Annotated in this window: 17 protein-coding genes and 1 riboswitch; of the genes, 6 read left to right on the top strand and 11 right to left on the bottom strand. The window is 43.2% G+C overall.

Features of this window, described 5'->3' with window-relative positions; genetic code table 11:
• Positions 1-95: 95 nt before the first annotated feature.
• A complete protein-coding gene (gene ytkD, locus ACXADE_RS14840; protein ID WP_474981216.1) occupies positions 96-560 on the bottom strand; it encodes an RNA deprotection pyrophosphohydrolase in 465 nt (154 codons plus the stop codon).
• A gap of 201 nt (positions 561-761) precedes the next feature.
• On the opposite strand from ytkD, the gene ACXADE_RS14845 reads away from it, so the two are divergent.
• Positions 762-1,583, top strand: coding sequence for a DUF6612 family protein (locus tag ACXADE_RS14845; protein ID WP_474981217.1), 822 nt, complete (start codon positions 762-764; stop codon positions 1,581-1,583).
• 39 nt (positions 1,584-1,622) lie between these two features.
• Here the strand turns inward: ACXADE_RS14845 and ACXADE_RS14850 are convergent, their stop codons facing one another.
• The 7 genes from ACXADE_RS14850 to ACXADE_RS14880 all read right to left on the bottom strand — a co-directional run bounded on the left by ACXADE_RS14850 (position 1,623) and on the right by ACXADE_RS14880 (position 9,467).
• A complete protein-coding gene (locus tag ACXADE_RS14850) occupies positions 1,623-1,934 on the bottom strand; it encodes a hydrolase (protein ID WP_474981218.1) in 312 nt (103 codons plus the stop codon).
• A 41-nt stretch (positions 1,935-1,975) separates the two neighbouring features.
• Positions 1,976-3,091 (bottom strand): o-succinylbenzoate synthase, encoded by a 1,116-nt coding sequence (gene menC, locus ACXADE_RS14855; protein ID WP_474981219.1) that lies wholly within the window; start codon positions 3,089-3,091, stop codon positions 1,976-1,978.
• A complete protein-coding gene (locus ACXADE_RS14860; RefSeq protein WP_474981220.1) occupies positions 3,088-4,551 on the bottom strand; it encodes an o-succinylbenzoate--CoA ligase in 1,464 nt (487 codons plus the stop codon). Before ACXADE_RS14860 ends, menC begins: the two co-directional genes overlap by 4 nt.
• Before the next feature lie 109 nt (positions 4,552-4,660).
• Positions 4,661-5,479 (bottom strand): 1,4-dihydroxy-2-naphthoyl-CoA synthase, encoded by an 819-nt coding sequence (gene menB, locus ACXADE_RS14865; protein WP_474981221.1) that lies wholly within the window; start codon positions 5,477-5,479, stop codon positions 4,661-4,663.
• Positions 5,480-5,545: 66 nt separating this feature from the next.
• A complete protein-coding gene (gene menH / locus ACXADE_RS14870) occupies positions 5,546-6,343 on the bottom strand; it encodes a 2-succinyl-6-hydroxy-2,4-cyclohexadiene-1-carboxylate synthase (protein ID WP_474981222.1) in 798 nt (265 codons plus the stop codon).
• Entirely contained in the window at positions 6,340-8,076 is a 1,737-nt protein-coding gene (menD, locus tag ACXADE_RS14875; protein ID WP_474981223.1) for a 2-succinyl-5-enolpyruvyl-6-hydroxy-3-cyclohexene-1-carboxylic-acid synthase, read from the bottom strand. Before menD ends, menH begins: the two co-directional genes overlap by 4 nt.
• Positions 8,064-9,467, bottom strand: a complete 1,404-nt coding sequence (locus ACXADE_RS14880) for an isochorismate synthase (protein WP_474981224.1) — start codon at positions 9,465-9,467, stop codon at positions 8,064-8,066. The genes menD and ACXADE_RS14880 overlap by 13 nt, the downstream gene beginning before the upstream one ends.
• Positions 9,468-9,694: 227 nt before the next feature.
• On the opposite strand from ACXADE_RS14880, the gene ACXADE_RS14885 reads away from it, so the two are divergent.
• The 3 genes from ACXADE_RS14885 to ACXADE_RS14895 all read left to right on the top strand — a co-directional run bounded on the left by ACXADE_RS14885 (position 9,695) and on the right by ACXADE_RS14895 (position 12,458).
• Complete coding sequence (locus ACXADE_RS14885) at positions 9,695-10,639, top strand: 1,4-dihydroxy-2-naphthoate polyprenyltransferase (protein ID WP_474981225.1); 945 nt, start codon at positions 9,695-9,697, stop codon at positions 10,637-10,639.
• A 1,015-nt stretch (positions 10,640-11,654) separates the two neighbouring features.
• The gene (locus ACXADE_RS14890) at positions 11,655-12,047 is read left to right on the top strand and encodes a hotdog fold thioesterase (protein ID WP_474981226.1); all 393 of its coding nucleotides are present in this window, start codon (positions 11,655-11,657) and stop codon (positions 12,045-12,047) included.
• A 33-nt stretch (positions 12,048-12,080) separates the two neighbouring features.
• Positions 12,081-12,458, top strand: coding sequence for a TraR/DksA C4-type zinc finger protein (locus ACXADE_RS14895; RefSeq protein WP_474981227.1), 378 nt, complete (start codon positions 12,081-12,083; stop codon positions 12,456-12,458).
• Positions 12,459-12,489: 31 nt separating this feature from the next.
• Here the strand turns inward: ACXADE_RS14895 and ACXADE_RS14900 are convergent, their stop codons facing one another.
• Positions 12,490-13,083, bottom strand: a complete 594-nt coding sequence (locus ACXADE_RS14900; protein ID WP_474981228.1) for an ECF transporter S component — start codon at positions 13,081-13,083, stop codon at positions 12,490-12,492.
• Between the two features lie 156 nt (positions 13,084-13,239).
• Positions 13,240-13,386: riboswitch (FMN riboswitch) on the bottom strand.
• A gap of 1,556 nt (positions 13,387-14,942) precedes the next feature.
• Here ACXADE_RS14900 and ACXADE_RS14905 point away from each other — a divergent pair.
• On the top strand, positions 14,943-15,722 hold the full coding sequence (locus ACXADE_RS14905; RefSeq protein ID WP_474981229.1) for an HD-GYP domain-containing protein: 780 nt from the start codon (positions 14,943-14,945) through the stop codon (positions 15,720-15,722).
• A gap of 197 nt (positions 15,723-15,919) precedes the next feature.
• A complete protein-coding gene (locus ACXADE_RS14910; RefSeq protein WP_474981230.1) occupies positions 15,920-16,303 on the top strand; it encodes a DUF4183 domain-containing protein in 384 nt (127 codons plus the stop codon).
• 47 nt (positions 16,304-16,350) lie between these two features.
• Here ACXADE_RS14910 and ACXADE_RS14915 read toward each other — a convergent pair whose 3' ends face one another.
• The gene (locus tag ACXADE_RS14915; protein ID WP_474981231.1) at positions 16,351-16,728 is read right to left on the bottom strand and encodes a DUF4183 domain-containing protein; all 378 of its coding nucleotides are present in this window, start codon (positions 16,726-16,728) and stop codon (positions 16,351-16,353) included.
• A gap of 976 nt (positions 16,729-17,704) precedes the next feature.
• Positions 17,705-18,799 (bottom strand): glycosyltransferase, encoded by a 1,095-nt coding sequence (locus tag ACXADE_RS14920; protein ID WP_474982240.1) that lies wholly within the window; start codon positions 18,797-18,799, stop codon positions 17,705-17,707.
• Between the last annotated feature and the right edge of the window lie 34 nt (positions 18,800-18,833).

Raw genomic sequence — 18,833 nt, forward strand, 5'->3', positions numbered from 1 at the left:
GTTTCCTCATCTCCTCATATAAAAAGACCCCGCTGAAACATTCAAGCGGGGTCTTTACTATTCCCTCCGGCTCATAAAAAAAGGAAGAAAAGCCATCATGGCTTTTCTACCTTTTTCAAACATTCCGGCAGAACTTCGTCTTTCATCATAAAGCTGAAACGGTCATTGGTTTTCAAGTTACGAGGGAGATGACGGAACAATACTGGTCCGTGTGTCTCAAAGTAATGGTCTTGATCATCAATTGTTTCAATCCTGGCAAAATAAACGTTTTTGATGACCGTCCCCCCTTTTCCCTCTACGTGGTACTGGCCGATGTAAGATAACTGGGAGATGACAGCTCCTGTCTCTTCTCTTACCTCGCGATAAGCTGCTTGCTCTGCCGTTTCTCCTTCTTCCACTTTTCCACCGGGAAATTCGAGACCTCGATCTTTATGCTTGGTGAGCAGCCATTGATCCTTGTATCGGCATATCACCCACACATGTTTCGGGGTCTCAGAAAAAGGATGATCCTCAAAAGATAAGCGCACAGGATTGTGGTAAAAATCATAAAAAGTTTTCATGTCTGCTCAACTGCCTTTAATCCTTGATATACGTTCTGTTATTTACCTGTATAAATCGTACCACAAGCCGAGCTAAATACAAACCGGTCCGCAGACAAACTTCTTAATGACATGAAAAAAATGTAAAAATAGACAAAAAAACGAAACTTTCTGCCTGGTAATCCGTAAAGATATGAAAAGAAACATGAGAGGAGACTAACCATGACAAAGCGAATGTGTGTCGTCATGTTTACCATGGTACTTACACTTTTTTTGAGTGCCTGTGGAAGTTCAGAAGGGAGCAAGCTCGAGGAAGTCATGACAGAAGCTTCTAAGGTGAATAATGACTTGAAGAGTTATGCTGTTCAAACAGAGACTGAACAATTGCTGCAGATGGGAGGAGAAGGGAACAACGGACTCCCGGAAAGCGGAATACCGATTCAATCAACTATTGATGCTGTTCATCAGGTAGAACCTATGGCCTTCCATCAGACCATCGAGACAATGGGGCTGGAAATCGAACAGTATTATACAGACCAGGGCCTTTTCATGACAAACCCGGATGGGGAAGGATGGGTAAAAGCGCCAGAAAGTGTGCTGGAACAACTTCAGAATCTTCAATCCAACAGTCAAACCCCAGCTGAACAAATAGAAGTCCTCAAAGAGTACAGTGATGACTTTGAATTAACAGCTGAAGAAGACCGGTACGTCTTAACCTTTCAATCGGAAGGAGAAAACGTTCAAAAAATCATGGAAGATTCGCTTGAGGACACCCTGCCTTCCGGACAATTACCTGAAGAACTATTAAAAGGATTGACGGTGAAGGACCTCTCTTACACGATAAAAATAGATAAAGACACCTATTACCCTGACATGTTCCAAATGGATATGAGCCTGGAACTTGATCAAAATGGGGAAAAGAGTGAAATAGAGCAATCCATTTATAGTGAGTTCAGTCGCTTTAACGAGATTAAAGCCATTGAAGTTCCAGATGAGATCATTCAAAATGCCGAAGAAATGGAAAGTATGCAGGGATTGTTCTAGCTCCCATAGAAGAACCGCCTCTTTTTAAGAAGCGGTTCTTCAGTCATTCAGGACTCCCATTCCCTCAATATGATGCTTGGTGGTTTCATCACCCAGTTCATAAATCTTCTGAAAAGCCTTGACCATCTCCATATCCGCTTCATCATTCGGCTGATCATCATGATAAGGTTTAAAAGGCACATGGGATCTCCAGAATGATTCAGCGTCCGCATTATAAATTTCGTCAAAGACTTCTCTCAAAGCCTTTACCTCTTCGTGTGTCGCATAAATTGTAAAATCATCATTGTTTGCGTCATGGTTCAAAGAAATTTCCCTTGTTCCCATATTTATATAATATTTATCTTTTTGCACCTTCGCACCTCCTCTTCCTATTGTGAGCAAGTAAGAGAAGTTTATTTATGATTACCCGTTTTTAAAAAAATTTGAGAAGCTGTAGTTACTTTTCCTAAGTATTCTTCATCAACATCCAACCCAATACCTGCTCCATGTGGAACTTTAATGGTACCTTCCTTCATTACGATTTCCGGGCAGACAATGTCTTTGTGGAAATATCGGGTGGATGCTGACAAGTCCCCCGGCACCGTAAAGTTCGGAAGAGAAGCTAGGGCAAGATTATGCGCTTTGGATATGCCAGATTCAACCATACCCCCGCACCATACCGGAATCCCCTTGGATTGACAATAATCATGGATTTGTTTTGCTGCGGTTAAGCCACCTACACGGCTAATCTTTACATTGATGACCCGGCAGCTGCCCAGTTCAACAGCCTGTACAGCATCTTGCAAAGACATGATAGATTCATCCAGACAGATAGGGGTCTTCATTCGCGCCTGCAGAAGGCGGTGACAATAAAAGTCCCCCGCTGGAAACGGCTGTTCTATCATCGTCAATCCATAACCATCCAGTGAAAGGAGATGTGCCATATCTTCTTGTGAATATTGACCATTAGCGTCAATCATTATCGGAAGTCCCGGCTCGATTTTTTGAATGGTTTCGATGGCTTCTTTTTCCTTTCCTTTGATTACTTTTAATTTATATCGTTGAAACCCTTCCTTTTGAAGCAGGGATAGATCTTTTTCAAGAGAAGACCCCAGGCTGATAACAGCACCTGCTGCGACAGAAGTCCGCTCCCCGCCAAGGAGTTCGGAAAGACTCTTTCCTTTCTGCTTCCCAAATAAGTCCCACAATGCTGCCTCAAGTCCGGCTTTAGCCATCGGATGACCCTGCACCTTATGATATAGCTCCACAAGGTCACCAGGGGAATGGATGTCATTGTCTAACACCTCAGGGATAAGGTGTCGCTCAAGAATATGCCAGGCTGTACGGATGGTTTCATACGTATAAACAGGTGCAGGAAATGCTGTCACTTCTCCATATCCAATCCTGCCGTACACATCTTTTGCTTCAATAATGATTAATGGCCTCTCGTTCATCTCGAGTTGATGGGTTACAAACGGCGCTTTGAGCGCAAGGGATACCTCTCTCATGCGAATAGATTGGATCCTCATTGCTTCTCCCCTTCCCGCGACTTCTCCGCTAAATGCCTTCGCAAAATCTTATTGGAGGCGTTCCTTGGAAGTTCCTCGATCCAATAGATCGCTTTTGGACATTTATACCCAGCCAAATGCTTTTTACACCGATTCACCACTTCTTCCTTTGTCAGAGTCGCACCCTGCTCACGCACGATATACGCAGCGGGTACTTCCCCCCAGCTCTCATCAGGTTGTCCACTCACCCCTGCCTCACGCACACCCGGGATGGATGCAAGCACACTCTCAATTTCTGCTGGATAGATATTTTCACCACCGGATATGATGACGTCTTTTACCCGATCCACCACATACAAGAAACCATCTTCGTCCTCATAACCGAGGTCCCCTGTTCTCAAATCGACCGCTGCTCTCTCTTCACGATTGTAATACCCCTTGGACACCATCGGTCCCCGAACAATGATCTCCCCAATATCTCCTCTTTCCTGACTGTCGATATACAACTGTGCTGTACTTAATGCTTTCCCGGCAGAACCAAGCTTAGAAAAGGCGAACTCAGGACTGAGTGTAGCAATCTGGGAGGATGTTTCTGTCATACCATACGTTTGGAATACCGGAATACTCTTCGCTGATGTTTTCCTAAGCATCCCCTCTGGGACAGGCCCCCCACCCAGAAGCATGCAACGGAAAACTTCCGGATAAGTCTGGTCCCGAAGATGTTCCAGCAGACGCTGCAGCATGACCGTTACAACAGACGCATGGGTCACTTCTCCGCTCATGATTGCTTTGTGGACCTTTTCCGCATCAAACTTCTCCAGAAGTAAGACCGGCATTCCATAGATGACGCTTTTCATTAAGATTGAAAAGCCGCCGACATGAAACAATGGCAGACAATTCAACCACTTGTCTTTTTCTACTACCCCTATGTTCATAGCGGATGCCATTGCGCTGTGCCAATGGTTCCCGTACGTATGCATGACAGCTTTAGGGTTTCCAGTCGTTCCGGATGTGTACATCATCGTATAGACTTTATCAAGGTCCAATTCTGTTTGTAACTCACATCTTTCTCCTTCCTGGCTAGACAAATCGGAGAGGCTGCAGAGTTTCAAGTTCAATTTCCCAGCCGCTTCTTCAGCTTTTTGAAACAGCGGTGCACTGACATACACATGCGAAACGTGAGCGTCTTTAAGCTGGTACGTAATTTCGCTCGGTGCGAGTCTTGTATTCAGGAGGATACCCACGGCTCCTATATAACTAATGGCGTGAACAAAAGCTGTGTACTCGGTGCTGTTTCCTGCCAATAGCGCCACATGATCGCCGTAATTCACCCCTTGTTTTCGTAGACCAAACGCCAGCCTGCGACTTTTTTCTCTTAACTCTGAAAAACTTAAAGAGAAGCCTGCTTCCGACTCCAATGCTGTGCGATGCGGATGTAAATCCGCCTGCTTGTCCAACCAGTGAGGAATAATTTCTCCCATTCCAATCCTTCCTTTACCTATGTACTATGTACTAAAATCAATTGAAACAAAAAGGGCCACCCTTCTTACAGGATGCCCCTTCTCCATTACTTTCATATATCCGGATCAATCAAGGAAAACGAGGGAACTGATCAAAGTCAGGCTTTCTTTTTTCCTTGAAGGCGTCGCGTCCTTCTTTAGCTTCATCTGTTGTGTAGTAAAGAAGTGTAGCGTCTCCACCCATTTGCTGAAGTCCTGCCAAACCATCTGTATCAGCATTGAATGAAGCTTTAAGAAAACGAAGAGCCGTCGGGGATTTCTCAAGCATCTCACGGCACCATTGAACCGTTTCAGCTTCAAGCTCCTCCAGTGGTACGACTGTGTTTACGAGTCCCATATCTTCAGCTTCTCTTGCCGAATATTGACGGCACAGGTACCAGATTTCACGGGCTTTCTTATGTCCTACGATACGAGCAAGCAAACCTGCTCCATACCCAGCATCAAAGCTGCCTACTTTTGGACCTGTTTGACCAAAGATGGCATTATCAGCGGCAATCGTCAAGTCACATACGATATGTAGAACATGGCCGCCGCCGATAGCATAACCAGAAACCATGGCTACCACCGGTTTCGGAATGACACGGATCAAACGCTGCAGATCAAGGACATTCAAACGCGGAATATGGTCATCCCCTACATAACCACCGTGGCCGCGGACTTTCTGGTCCCCACCTGCACAGAAAGCGTCATCGCCTGCACCAGCTAGAACGATGACACCAATTCTGGAATCGTCACGCGCATAGGCAAAGGCATCAATTAACTCATGCACCGTTTGCGGACGGAATGCATTACGAACTTCCGGACGGTTGATCGTAACTTTGGCAATCCCTTCAAATCTTTCATACGTAATATCTTCGTATTCACGATCGTGAACCCAATCAAAAGACATTGTATTTCCTCCTTCTTTTTACGTACCTTTACTTTATTCCTCATGAAAAACGCTTTCAAGCACGTTTCATTTTATCATGAAGCCATCTACAATTTTAGCAAAAATTCCAGGATTCTCAAGGTGAACGGTGTGACCGGCATCATTTACCACTCGATGTTCAGCATTCGGAAAGCTTGCGGCCATTTCCTTATTAATGTTGTGAAACTTTTCATCTTTTTCCCCGGTGATCAGTAGGACCGGGCGTTTAAACGAAGAAAGCTGCTCCCACCATGAAGGCTGATGTCCTGTCCCCATACCCAGAAGTGATTGAGAAAGACCTTCGGCAGACTGACTTAACCGCTCCTCCCGCAACGCTTGTTTCACTTCTTGAGAGAGACTATGCTGGGATGCAAAGAGAGGAATCCTTTCCCAAAATCCCACAAAATCTTCGAGTCCATCCTTCAGAAGCTTTTGAGACAAGCCTTGATCTTTGGCTTGCCTTGCCAGCTGCTCTTCAGTAGTAGCTAAACCAGGAGAGGCACTTTCCAACAACAGGCGGTCAACTTTTTCCGGATACAGCATGGCAAAAGACAGGGCTGCTCTTCCTCCTAATGAATAGCCGAGGAAGGAAACCTTATCCATTCCCCGTTGGACCAGGATGGAGTGAAGGTCACGACAGAAGCGCTCCATTGTTACCACACCTATAGGACCGGTCCTGCCGTGGCCAGGTAAATCGATCTTCAATAACCTGTAGGATTGATTGAGCTTCGCCTCGATCGAATCAAAGGTAGAAGGAGTTCCCGTAAATCCATGCAGCAGCACGAGCGGAGGGCCCTCTCCCTTATCTTCGACCCAGTAGGACCTTCCATTCACATCCAGCTTCATGAAAAATCGCTCCAATCCAAAACCGCTTGTTCCACACTTTCCCATCGTGCCTCGTGAAAAGCCACATGGTCTTCTCGGCTGGTTACAGCTTCAATGATATTTAGTCCAGGATTTTCATAACTTTCTGCCAGCGCCTGTTTATAGGAATCCCATGTCGTCACTCGTTTGTGAACCCCTCCATACATTTTGACAACAGGACCAAGGTCGAGACCGAGCGGTGTACCAAAGAGCTCCTCAAAATGGTCCGGATGTTTAGATTGAGGAAGATAAGAAAAGATACCTCCCCCATCATTATTAATCACAACAATAGTAATTGGAATCTGTTTTCTCTTAGCCATCCATAATCCATTTAAATCATGGAAAAACGATATATCCCCTAACAATAACGTTGTGTTCTTCCCTGTGGATGCTGCCCCTATAGCGGTACTGACGACCCCGTCTATTCCGTTCGCCCCTCTGTTTGCCATCAAATGAATGTTCTTGGGTGAAGACATAAAAAAGCTGTCAACATCGCGAATCGGCATACTATTTCCAATAAACAGGTTGGATTTATCGGGCAGAACCTCTGACAAATATACAACCGCATGCCCTTCATTCAACGGTTCTCCAGGGTCCTTCAACATTTCACGCTTCGCGGTAATGTTCATCTCTTGCCACTGATTCAGCCATTTAGTCTCAACATTTCCTTCAGGTACGTAGGCCGATAATCGTTCACATAAGTTGACGGGATCATTCCATATGAACGTAGCCTGAATTCCTGCCGGCTCGCGGAACCCTGCTTGATCATCTACGACAAAATGATCGATGCGCTCATCGATATCCTTTACCCACTTCAGATATGTTTTAGAAACCGGCATCGCTCCAAACCTCACAATGAAATCAGGAATAAACTGCTCCTTGACCATTTGAGACTTCAGCAGCGAGCCATAATTTTCAACGATATTCCTCTTGTCATGATCGCCGGTCCTGAGTTGAGATAGAGGATCAGCGAATACCGGGAGGCCCAGACGTGCGGCCAGTTTCGTGATACTTACCGATAAATCAGGGTCCGTTTGAGGCCCCACAACAAATAAACCCTTCTCTTTGCGAGCCAAACGTTCGAATAGCTGTTTTATCTGGTCCTCCGGTAACGTGAGACTTCCTCTATGAGCGATTTGAATCGGCCGAACATCTCCTCTCCACGCGCCCTTAAGACCGAAGTCAGGAATCAAGGGTTCGCGAAATGGCATATTCAAATGGACAGGTCCCTGGCCGGACAGTGATTCCTCAACAGCCCTCGCCGCCTGCTGCCTTGCATAGAAATAATTGTTCTCTTCCGGCAATGCCAAATCCTGATACCATTTGACGTAACTTCCATACATTTGGATTTGATTAATCGCCTGCGGGGCTCCAACCCCTCTCAATTCGTGCGGCCGATCTGCAGTCAATACGATTAAAGGGACTCGACTGTAAAAAGCCTCTACAATCGCCGGATAATAGTTAGCTGCAGCCGTACCGGATGTACAGACAAGCGCGACTGGTTTTTTCTCCTGTTTAGCGACCCCCATAGCAAAAAAAGCTGCTGAGCGTTCATCAAGGTGAACCCAGTGTTTCACCCCGGAATGCTCAGCAAAACTCATTGCTAAGGGAGTGGATCTCGACCCTGGTGAAACGACAACGTGTTCAACACCTGAGTACACCATTTGGTCAACAAAATGAGTCACATATTTTGTCAGAGCTTCTACATGTCCCATTCTGATCCTCCCAATACATTTAACATCGGTTTTAGTTTGACAGCTGTTTCTACAAATTCTGCTTCCGGATCGGAGTCTTCGACCACACCACAACCGGCAAACAGAGACGCCTCGTTCTGGCGGACCAGGGCTGAACGTATCGCCACAGCAAACTCTCCGTTATCCTGGGCATCAATCCAGCCAACCGGTCCCGCATACCACCCTCTATTCAGAGCTTCATGTTTCCGGATATACTCGACGGAAGTTTGCTGCGGCATTCCCCCTAGAGCTGGTGTTGGGTGCAGCTTTTCGATGACGTCCAATAACGAAAAACCGTCATCTAAAACAGCTTTCACCGGGGTATATAGATGCTGTAGATTTCGAAGTGGATAAAGAACAGGTTCCGTTGGGACTTCTACCTGACTACTGCACGCTTCCACCGCTTCTTTAATCATGTCTACGACGAATTGATGCTCCTGTCGGTTTTTCGCATCCTGGAGCAATTCTTGTCCCAATAGAATATCCTCTTCTTCGGTTCGTCCTCGAGGGACCGTTCCTGCCAGACAAGTCGAAATCAGCTCACGGTCTTCCACTTTGGCAAGCCTTTCGGGGGTAGCACCAAGGAAATGGTCCCCATCACTTTCGTAACAAAAGATATAACTATTCGGCTGTGTCTCAGCCAATGCTTGGAGTACACCGGGAATATAGACGTCTCCCTTAAACGAAACGCGCAGTTCCCTGGCAAGTACGACTTTTTCCAACAAACCGGAAGTAATATCTTTTGTCGCTTGTTTCACCGTATCTTTCCAAGATTCGGGTCCGATTTCAAATGCCTGGTCAATCACAGGCAGGGAGCCGGCCTCAGATCTTTTCAGAAGTAGGGTTTCTTTATGATTTTGTATTTGTCTTGTTATCTGTTGTAGATGATCTTCAGGAAAGAGCAGAGCATTGATGGTCAAGTAAGATTCCCCATCTACCTTCGTCAACAGGAAAGCCGGAATCGTCATTCGACTGTCAGGAAAGGATTCCCAAGGTGTCCCTTTTTCTTCCTCAGGGTCAAAACTAAATCCCCCGAGCGCCACCATCCCTGTCCCTCTTTTCTTGTATACATCATACAGTGTCGCGTTCTTCTGCAGTTGTTTCCATAGACCCTGGGTTTCGCGATAACGTTGTATACTTTTTGCATACAATTGACTTGCTTTTCCAACCCCGACCATGGTCAAATCATTATCTGCACTCTGCCAAAAGGAGCAGTGCGGATCAACTGTGAGTCCTGCTTCAAAAAAACGAAATGGATCTTGATGTTCTATATGTTGAACGATACTTATTAAATGAGGTTCCCCAAGATGATGTGCTTGTTGAAGAGCCTCCCCTATCATCTCTTCTATGTGAGGGGTCTTCGTATGAAGCATATATATTCCTCCCATTCTTTAAGGGACGTTATCTACTCAATACGCACACTACGTTTGATTGTTCTACGTGTGTCCATCACTTTCTATTTTATTCTCTTTTTTCTCTTGACTCAAGGAATCTAGCTTTAAATCCATCTTTTTCTTACAATGATTGACACTATTGAGCGGTTTCCCTAAACTTAAATTGTTATCATAACATTAGTATAGTGACAAGGGAGAGAACACCAATGAGCTCTGTTCAAAATCAAAACATTAAAGCTTCCTTGAATGAACGCGAAGGTTTCCAAGTATGGTGGCGGCTCCTCCGCCCGCATACACTTACAGCAGCCTTTGTTCCTGTTTTCGTGGGGACGATGCTTGCTGCTTCGGAACAAACGATCAATTTCTGGTTGTTCGCAGCCATGCTGCTAGCCTCCATCCTCATTCAAGCTGCTACCAATATGTTTAATGAGTATTATGACTATAAGAGAGGCTTGGATAATGAAAGTTCTGTGGGAATCGGCGGGACGATCGTCCGCGACGGTATCAACCCTAGAACCGTACTTACGCTGGCCCTTACCTTCTTTTTGCTTGCCGGGTTATTAGGCCTCTACATCTGCGCTTCGTCCAGCTGGTGGATCGCTGTGATCGGAGTAGTATCCATGTTGTTTGGATACTTGTATACCGGAGGACCTCTGCCGATCGCTTATACACCATTTGGTGAAATCACAGCCGGCTTTTTCATGGGCACCATCATCATAGCCATCAGTTACTTTATTCAGACATTATCCATCACTAGTGAAGTTATCATCGTTTCTATTCCGGTGGCCATTTTTGTGGGGGCCATTTTGTTAGCAAACAACATCCGGGACAGAGTCAATGATGCAGAAAACGGCAGGAAAACTCTTGCTATTTTATTCGGTCATAAAGGGTCTATCCTATTCATAAGTTCCCTGTTTGCTACCGCCTATATATGGACAGCCATTTTAATTCTCTCTGGTACCCTGCCTATATGGGCACTCCTCACTTTCTTTAGTGTTGGAAAAGCAGGGAAAGCCATTCAGGGATTTGTAGGAAAGACCCAGCCACTCGAAATGATGCCTGCTATGAAAGCCACAGCTCAGACAAACACTATTTATGGTTTTCTTTTAGGTCTATCCCTGCTCTTACACCTAAACTTCCCTCTTTCATAAAGGCGCAGTTAGAGTTTAGTGATGATATTACTGCAAAAAGGAGCTTCCAATTTTATGGAAGTTCCTTTTTTTATAGTTGGCTTATTCAACGAAAGCTCCCTTCTCTTGAAGACTCAGCTTCGAGATGTTTGTGTGATTCTAGGGGGCTCCGGGAAAAGGTTCGCTTTCCATGGGGCGGGCGGTGAGCCTCCTCAGGCTACGCCTTCCGGGGTCTCACCTGTCCCACACGTCCCATAGGAGTCTCACCGTTTCCCTCCGCCCCCTTAACCTAATAAGTGTCTCGAAGCCATTTTAAAAAGGGTGAGCTTGAATGGTCGAGGTTCGAACATCTGTATGGATTCGTAAGTTTCCAATTCTTCTCCCCCAGGCGGGCAGATCGTGCGTAGTATCAAGCGTTTGCTAAACGTTCATGGGGTAGAGATGATATCATTCCCTTCTCTTAACCATACAAGCTGATTTTTCAAGTAGTGGTTTCGAGTCACTTATATGGCAAAGGGGCGGAGGGGAATGGCGAGACTCCTGCGGGAAGAGAGTGCTTGGTGAGACCCCGCAGGACGTAGTCCGAGGAGGCTCACCGCGCTCCCGCGGAAAGCGAGCTATTCCCCATAGCCCCCATCCACTCAACAAAAGTCTCGAAATCAAGCCTTCAACAATCCTGACATTTAGCGAAAGGCTCCGTTTCGAGATAATAATCCAACAAGATTCAATGGTTGGATCGTGAAAGGAGATCATCTAAAGGTTTCGACACTTGGAAATAAATTCTCTTTTACCATCCTATCATTGTTAAGTTATGAACGGTATACGAAGCCTTTCTTACCTAAGTACAAATAGTGGAAGTGAACCTTTTCTTTTAAGTTTGCGGTGAGAGGTTAAACGTAAACCAGCAAACACGTGTATAATTTGAAATATAAATAAGTTCATTTGATTTTTCGAGATTACTTCTACTCCGGGCACATTGAACATAAAGGTTTGACCCAAATGACAATGGGAATAATACAAAAAGGACGGGATGAAAATGAATAGATCTATGATGGACAATACATTAATGGAAGCATTGGGAATGGAAGTTGTCGTTGCCGAAGCGGCTAAGGTCCAGATACGAATGCCTGTGGATCACAGAACACATCAGCCTATGGGATTCCTGCATGGAGGTGCCAGTGTCGCCTTAGCAGAAAGCGCAGCCAGCATCGGTGCCTTCTTAAACATAGACCCTGACAAACAACAGGTGTTCGGTGTGGAAATTAATGCCAATCATATTAAAAGTACCCGCGAAGGATATGTAACAGGGACGGCAACCCCCGCACACATCGGTAAAAATACGATGGTTTGGGAGATTGTCATCACCAATGATAAAGGAGATCCTTTGTGTTTATCGCGATGTACGATCGGAGTCGTCCCCAAAAAATGAATGGAATGCTACGTTGAAAGGAGTCGATCGAGGATGTTGAATGAAGAGCAGATCCAAAAATTTAAGAACCGCCTTCTGGAAATGAAAGAAGAAGCGGAAGCGCATATGGAAGAATACAGAGAGGACGAGGCAAAAGAAGCGTATGAGAATGATCGGACCGGTGAAATATCCAGTGTAGCCGATCATCCAGGCGACCAGGGAACCGACCAATTTGAACGGGCAAAAGAACAAACCTTTTACGAGCAGGCCCGGGAAAAACGAATGGAAGTCGAAGATGCATTGCAGCGGATAGAAGAAGGACGTTATGGATTAAGTGAGAAATCGGAAGAGCCCATTCCTGTCGAACGTCTGGAAGCTATGCCAACGGCCCGTTATAAAGTAGACGAAATTGAGAATGAAAAAAACGCATAAAAAAAGCGAGGGGTGACCACCCCTCGCTTTTTTATGCGGCCGTCTGACGGATACTCTTCTGTTCTATCCATCCTTTCATCTTAACGAACAAGAACACAAAGAGCGTCCCGGCAATCGCACCTTTCAGAACATTGAACGGGAGAATCCCCGCCATAATTGTCATCCACTTAACATCTGTACTCATAGTCTCCCATCCCATAAACCAACTGTAAGCAGGGAGTATTAGGAAATAATTGAGGACACTCATGATGACAGCCATAAAAATGGATGCTGAAACCAATCCAAGAACAAGAGATTTCATTGTACGTCCTCTACGATAAATAAGGGCGGCAGGAACAACGAACAGAACACCCGCAAAAAAGTTTGCAACGACCCCGATAGGATCAGAAACCCCTGTAAAAATTGTATATAATCCATTTTTCAACGCTTCCACCACGATGCCTGCCAGCGGCGAAAACATTATGGCCGCAAGAAGAGCAGGAATATCACTGAAATCTACTTTTAAATAAGGGGGTAAAAAGGGAAGCGGAAATTTCAAAAACATCAACACCATTGAAATGGTACCAAGTAAAGCTAGAATTACTAATTTTTGCAGTTTTGATGATTGTCCTGTATCGGATCTCATCATCGATCTCCTCCTTCATCTTTTCATCGATTCACATCCCAGATGAAGGTAAACGGCCTAATAAATAAGGACACAAAAATAACCCTGTAGCATTCGGGCTAAGGGTAGGCGTGTCCATAGGAAATTACAGATAGATTTTCACCTATCTGTTCCGTTCGACATCTTCTCCCATCCAGACTTTAACTGTCGGTCCCGGACTCTCACCAGGTCCACCGCATGTTGGAAACATACGGGTCACGGACTTAAAGAACCACTGTTCTTCTTACCGTCGGTCGGGAATTGCACCCTGCCCCGAAGATGGAATCGATATGATATTGTAAATTTATTTTATACAAAACCTTGGAATATCGCAAGTTTAATGTTTTGAGATTATTTACACCGGTTCTTTTAGAATAGCTCTGTTAAAGTTTAGTGTTGATATTACTGCAAAAAGTAACTTCCAATTTTATGGAAGTTACTTTTTGCAGTTGGCTTATTCAACTAAAGCTCCCGTTTGTGGAAGGCTCAGCTTCGAGATGTTTGTGTGATTCTAGGGGGCTCCGGGAAAAGGTTCGCTTTCCATGGGGCGGGCGGTGAGCCTCCTCAGGCTACGCCTTCCAGGGTCTCACCTGTCCCACACGTCCAATAGGAGTCTCACCGTTTCCCTCCGCCCCCTTTCCCTTATAAGTGTCTCGAAGCCACTTTAAAAAGGGTGAGCTTGAATGGTTGAGGTTCGAACATCTGTATGGATTCGTAAGTTTCCAATTCTTCTCCCCTAGGCGGGCACATCATACGTAGTATCAAGCATTTGCGTATGCTAAACGTTCATGGGGTAGAGATGATATCATTCCCTTCTCTTAACCATACAAGCTGATTTTTCAAGTAGTGGTTTCGAGACACTTATATGGCAAAGGGGCGGAGGGGAATGGCGAGACTCCTATCTTAAGTGTGCAGGCGCCTCGTTCAGCGGCGTATGGACTGGACTGAGCTGGAGGAGATAAAGGAAACACGAAGAACGAAGAGATTCGATGTTGACTTATCGTACAGAAGCGAGGGAAGTCTCACTAGCCGCTAGGCGCAGAAACCGGATATCTACGAGGAAAAAAGTTCAGGGTGAGACCCCGCAGGACGTAGTCCGAGGAGGCTCACCGCGCTCCCGCGGAAAGCGAGTCATTCCCCGCAGCCCTATCCACCACACAGAAGTCTCGAAATCAAGTCTTCAACAATCCTGCCATTTAGCGAAAAGCTCCGTTTCGAAATAATAATCCAACAAGATTCAATGGTAGGATCGTGAAAGGAGATCATTCAAAGGTTTCAACAATTGGAAATAAACTCCTTTTACCATCCTATCATTCATTGTCACTTCCATCCGTTGCTGCAAATATCAACACTGAACTTTAACAGAGCCTTTAGAATAGAAACTGGTGATGGTTGCTAAATTCAGACAACTGTTTGACAACAAAAAAATCCAGCAGGATCGTAGACTGTTGGGGTATATGAGATCTTCCTAATATTCCCCAAGGAATATTAGGAAGATCTGAAGAATCGGTTTGGGAAAATGTATTAATACCTAGTTTTAAATATGTAGAAGATTACTGCCAACCAGGTCACCTTATCAAAGCTTTAATGATTTAAATTAATGACTTATGGTTATATACTATTGTAACTATCCCTTAAAGAGCTACGTAGACCAAAACCATTTAATTTTTACAATAAAAAATGCGGACATTCTTTATCGTCTTTTATTAGATTATGCTCAGGAGGTCATTTTTATGGAAGCGTATACGTTAGATGAAATTTCTTAATATGTTGAGAAGAGTCCTAAAGTTATTGATCAATGGTTTGAAGAATTAAAAAATAGATTAAACCACCATATCAATATGGAAAACAATGAACATATCTATGACGATGAAGACTTTAAAATCATTCAATATATAGCTGAACAAAGAGAAGACAGAGTTCCCTATGACGATATATTTAAAAATGTGAAGTCTATCTTTTCAATTCGCGATAATATACACACGCCAGAAAATGATGCTACCTTTATGTTCGATAAATCTACTCAGAGTTTAGGACAAGATCCAGAAACACTCTTTTATGAGATCGCTCAAGATAATGAAGTCATACATCTATTTAAGTACCATTCGCTCCGCGTGATGTTTCTTTCAAGTATGTTAGCTAAAAGAGTGGGAGTTTATGATGAAGATCTCCGTGTGGCATCTTTATTACATGATATTGGTAAAATGGGGATATCTAAAAATATTTTGTTCAAATCAGAGAAGTTGAGTGACTTGGAGTTTACTATAATTCAAAGCCATTCACATGTTGGAAATGTAATTGTTCGAAAGCACCTTGGTTTAACAAGAGCAGCGAGGTTTATAAGAGACCATCATGAGAGATGGGATGGTAGCGGCTATCCAAGACGCCTCTTAGGAGATGAAGCAACGATACAGGGACGTATAATCTCTATTTGTGATGCATTTGACACAATGACTATTGACCAACGTATCTACTCAAGGGAGACATTGAGTGACCAAGAAGCATTTAAAGAGTTAGAAATGTGTTCCTGGACTCAATTCGATGGTAATTTAGTTAACGCTTTTATTAGGATGATGGAAGAAGGGGTTAAAATTCCTAAATACATGCTGGAAGAAATATAATTGATAATATTAGAGTTTCAAAAATCAAAAAATCATTTATGACCTATATATTTTTAATAACCGATGCCAATTTAATTCCATTCCTAAGTAAAACCAACTACTTCCAATACAATAGACATGATTTAATTAAAGAGTCTAAACCAAATCTAAATTCAGACCATATTATAGTAATAACGCTAGTATAAAGGAGGTTAATTATGGCCCTTCAACTTATGAAGCTTCAGATTACAGCTTCTTCCACAGTTTCCGTAGACCCAACTGCAGAAAAATATTTTCATATAACTACCGGAGAAACTGCTGCAGGAGCTACTTTGTCCATTGATACAGCTGATTTTTTTGATGACTCAGGCTCAGCAGCTACCGATCTACCTACACTCGCTACAGAAAACAGTTATTACAATGTTTATATTAATGGTGTTCTGCAAATGGGCGGAATTTCAACTTATACCCCAGGAGCCACTGCGGTTGGATCACTCGATATCGATGTACCAGCTGGTGGCGATCCACTCATTACCGGTTCCCCAGTATTATTAGAAGTAGTAAACTACACTCCAACTTCTACTACAGATATTACGACTTAATTATAAAAATATAAATAAGGGTTCCTAATATTAGGAACCCTTATTTATTATGATTGATACACTGTAATAAACTGAAGAATTATCGGTGTGTTCTCTGCCGGTATATGATTTGTATTTAAAATCAAATAGCCTTTTTTTACTGTATAGGTATTGGGAGGTTGTAATACTCCATTTACGAATAGATTGATATAAGATACAGTTGCGGGATCTAAAATACCTTGATTCCCATATTCCTTCAGTTCCTCATCATCAGTATAGATTAAACTCCTTCCGTCAGATAGAGCATTGTATTGGTAAGTATCAACTTTAAAGGGTTTTGGTTTAGGACTTGACTTTATAGGTATTTTAATTATAAATTCGTCGTTTGAGGATTGCCAATCATAGACCATTCGAGCGTTTACCCTGTGCTTTCCTTTCTTCCCCATAAACACCACCTAAATTAGTACTTTCTTTATAGTATGTTGTTTCATAATAGATGTACGTCAGTTAAGAATACTAAATGCATTTCCGCATACACCTACCATCTAAAGATCTCTTCTATCTTTGACAAGGCTTACTGCATTGCAATGAAACTGATGCTCTTGGTCATTTTCTATGCCTGATTACTATCTAGATTGGTTATGTTTCCAATCAACTCCAGATAATAGTTTTGAAGTGTTCAATCATTGGTAAATTAATGTAATTTTACTCCCTGCCTATTTTCTTATCTTCTTCCTATGATAGGGTGGGACAAAGTCTTGAAATGAAGAGTTGTGAAATATTGAAATTATTTCCTCTGAGATTTCTAAAACAGGAGGCTAATATCTGAGCAACTTCTCCTCTCCCTATGAAGAATTTAGTGACGAATTGTTAGTAAATGCTTATTATGATTTACTGACTCAAATCCATATCGGGAATTTATCAACTGCTATGTTCAATGAAACGACTTTATTAGAAAAAGCAGCATATAAACGAGGCATGAACCTAACGTACCTAAGAAGAATCGCCCATTCACGAAATCCCTTTCAAGTTCTAATTCTTATTGAAATGTTAGAGTAAAACCTATTTCTCTTCCTTTACTATATTTCCCATATGGGCAGGTACGGATCCTTCAACATCCTGGAACTGAACCCCTAATTGCCCCTCATCCAAATCTTCTCGCAAATGAAATGGATGCATATTTGGTTCAGGCTAGGAATTACCCAATCATTTTCCTTCATACACCCAAAGGTTGGGTATGAGGGGCTCCCCAACATCCCTGCCTTTGATTCCTCGTTAGATCTTAGATAGAAAATTTGCTGTATTTTCAATCTATATAAAGAGAAATAATCCATTAGTTGAATGAGTTTGTTTCATATTGTTTAATCGTTCTTCACCACACATAAAAACCAACAGTTTTAACTATTGGTTTTAAAGGTGATATTATTCAAGAATCGAACTACTTTTATTATTCTGGGTGCTTTCCAGCTTTTCCATTAAATATTTCTCATTGTATAACACATCAGCATTCAAAGGATTGAACTTTTTGGCGATTTGATTATGATAAGCGGCTTTCTCGTAATCTTCGATCCGATCATAGCAGAAACATAAGTTTAAATGTGGAAGCCATGTATAACACGGATAATTAATGAACCCGCCTTTCTCTTTAACAACATCCAACTCACAATTGGATGCAAAAGTATACCAGTAAATCGCTTCCTCGTATTGTGAATTCAATAAGTACATGTAACCTAACCGGCAGCATTGTTCGGCACGCGGAATATCATATTCAAATGTTTTATGAATCTGCTGAACGGCTTCCTCATTTTTTCCTATGAGACGATAACAATCGGAAAGCTTCGCATGTGCTGAAATTCGATCTTCCACCCAGCCCGAATCAGTATTCAAAAATTCCAAGTATCTTTCCGCTGCTTTTTCCCACATTTCATGATCAAAGCATTCATTCGCATAATAATATAAATCTCTCGGGGTCATCTCTTCCCCTTCTTCCATCATTTGCTCATAAATGTTCAAGTTTCGCTTCGAGAGTGAAACTTCACCTTTTTTATGCCATACCTGGATATCACTGCTTATCAGAGATCCGCTGACTTCCAGGTATTCATGGACACGCCCCTGCCAAGCGAAATTCCTGCTTCTTTTCACAAGGCGGTTCCTCGTCACACTGGACGTAATGTTCTCATTCTCATCTACTGCGAGAATATAGTGCATGGATAGGGCATCACAACCATGAAAACCTAGTTCTTTCATCTCTCTGATCTTCTCTTTGTCCGCTTCTAACACCACATCGTCTGCATCTAGCCAAAATATATAATCCATAGAGGCCTGCATGAATGAAAAATTTCGAGCTTTTGAAAAATCATGGACCCACGTAAAATCATAAATGAGATCTGTATACTTCTCCGCAATTCTTTTTGTTGAATCTTCCGAACCCGTATCAACGATGATGATTTCATCAACAACATCCTGGACAGATGATAAACATCTATCCAGGCAGTCTTCTTCATTTTTCACAATCATACACAAACTGATTGATGCCACAATGGTCTCCCCT

The organism is Halobacillus sp. ABR2_026 (assembly GCF_056158545.1).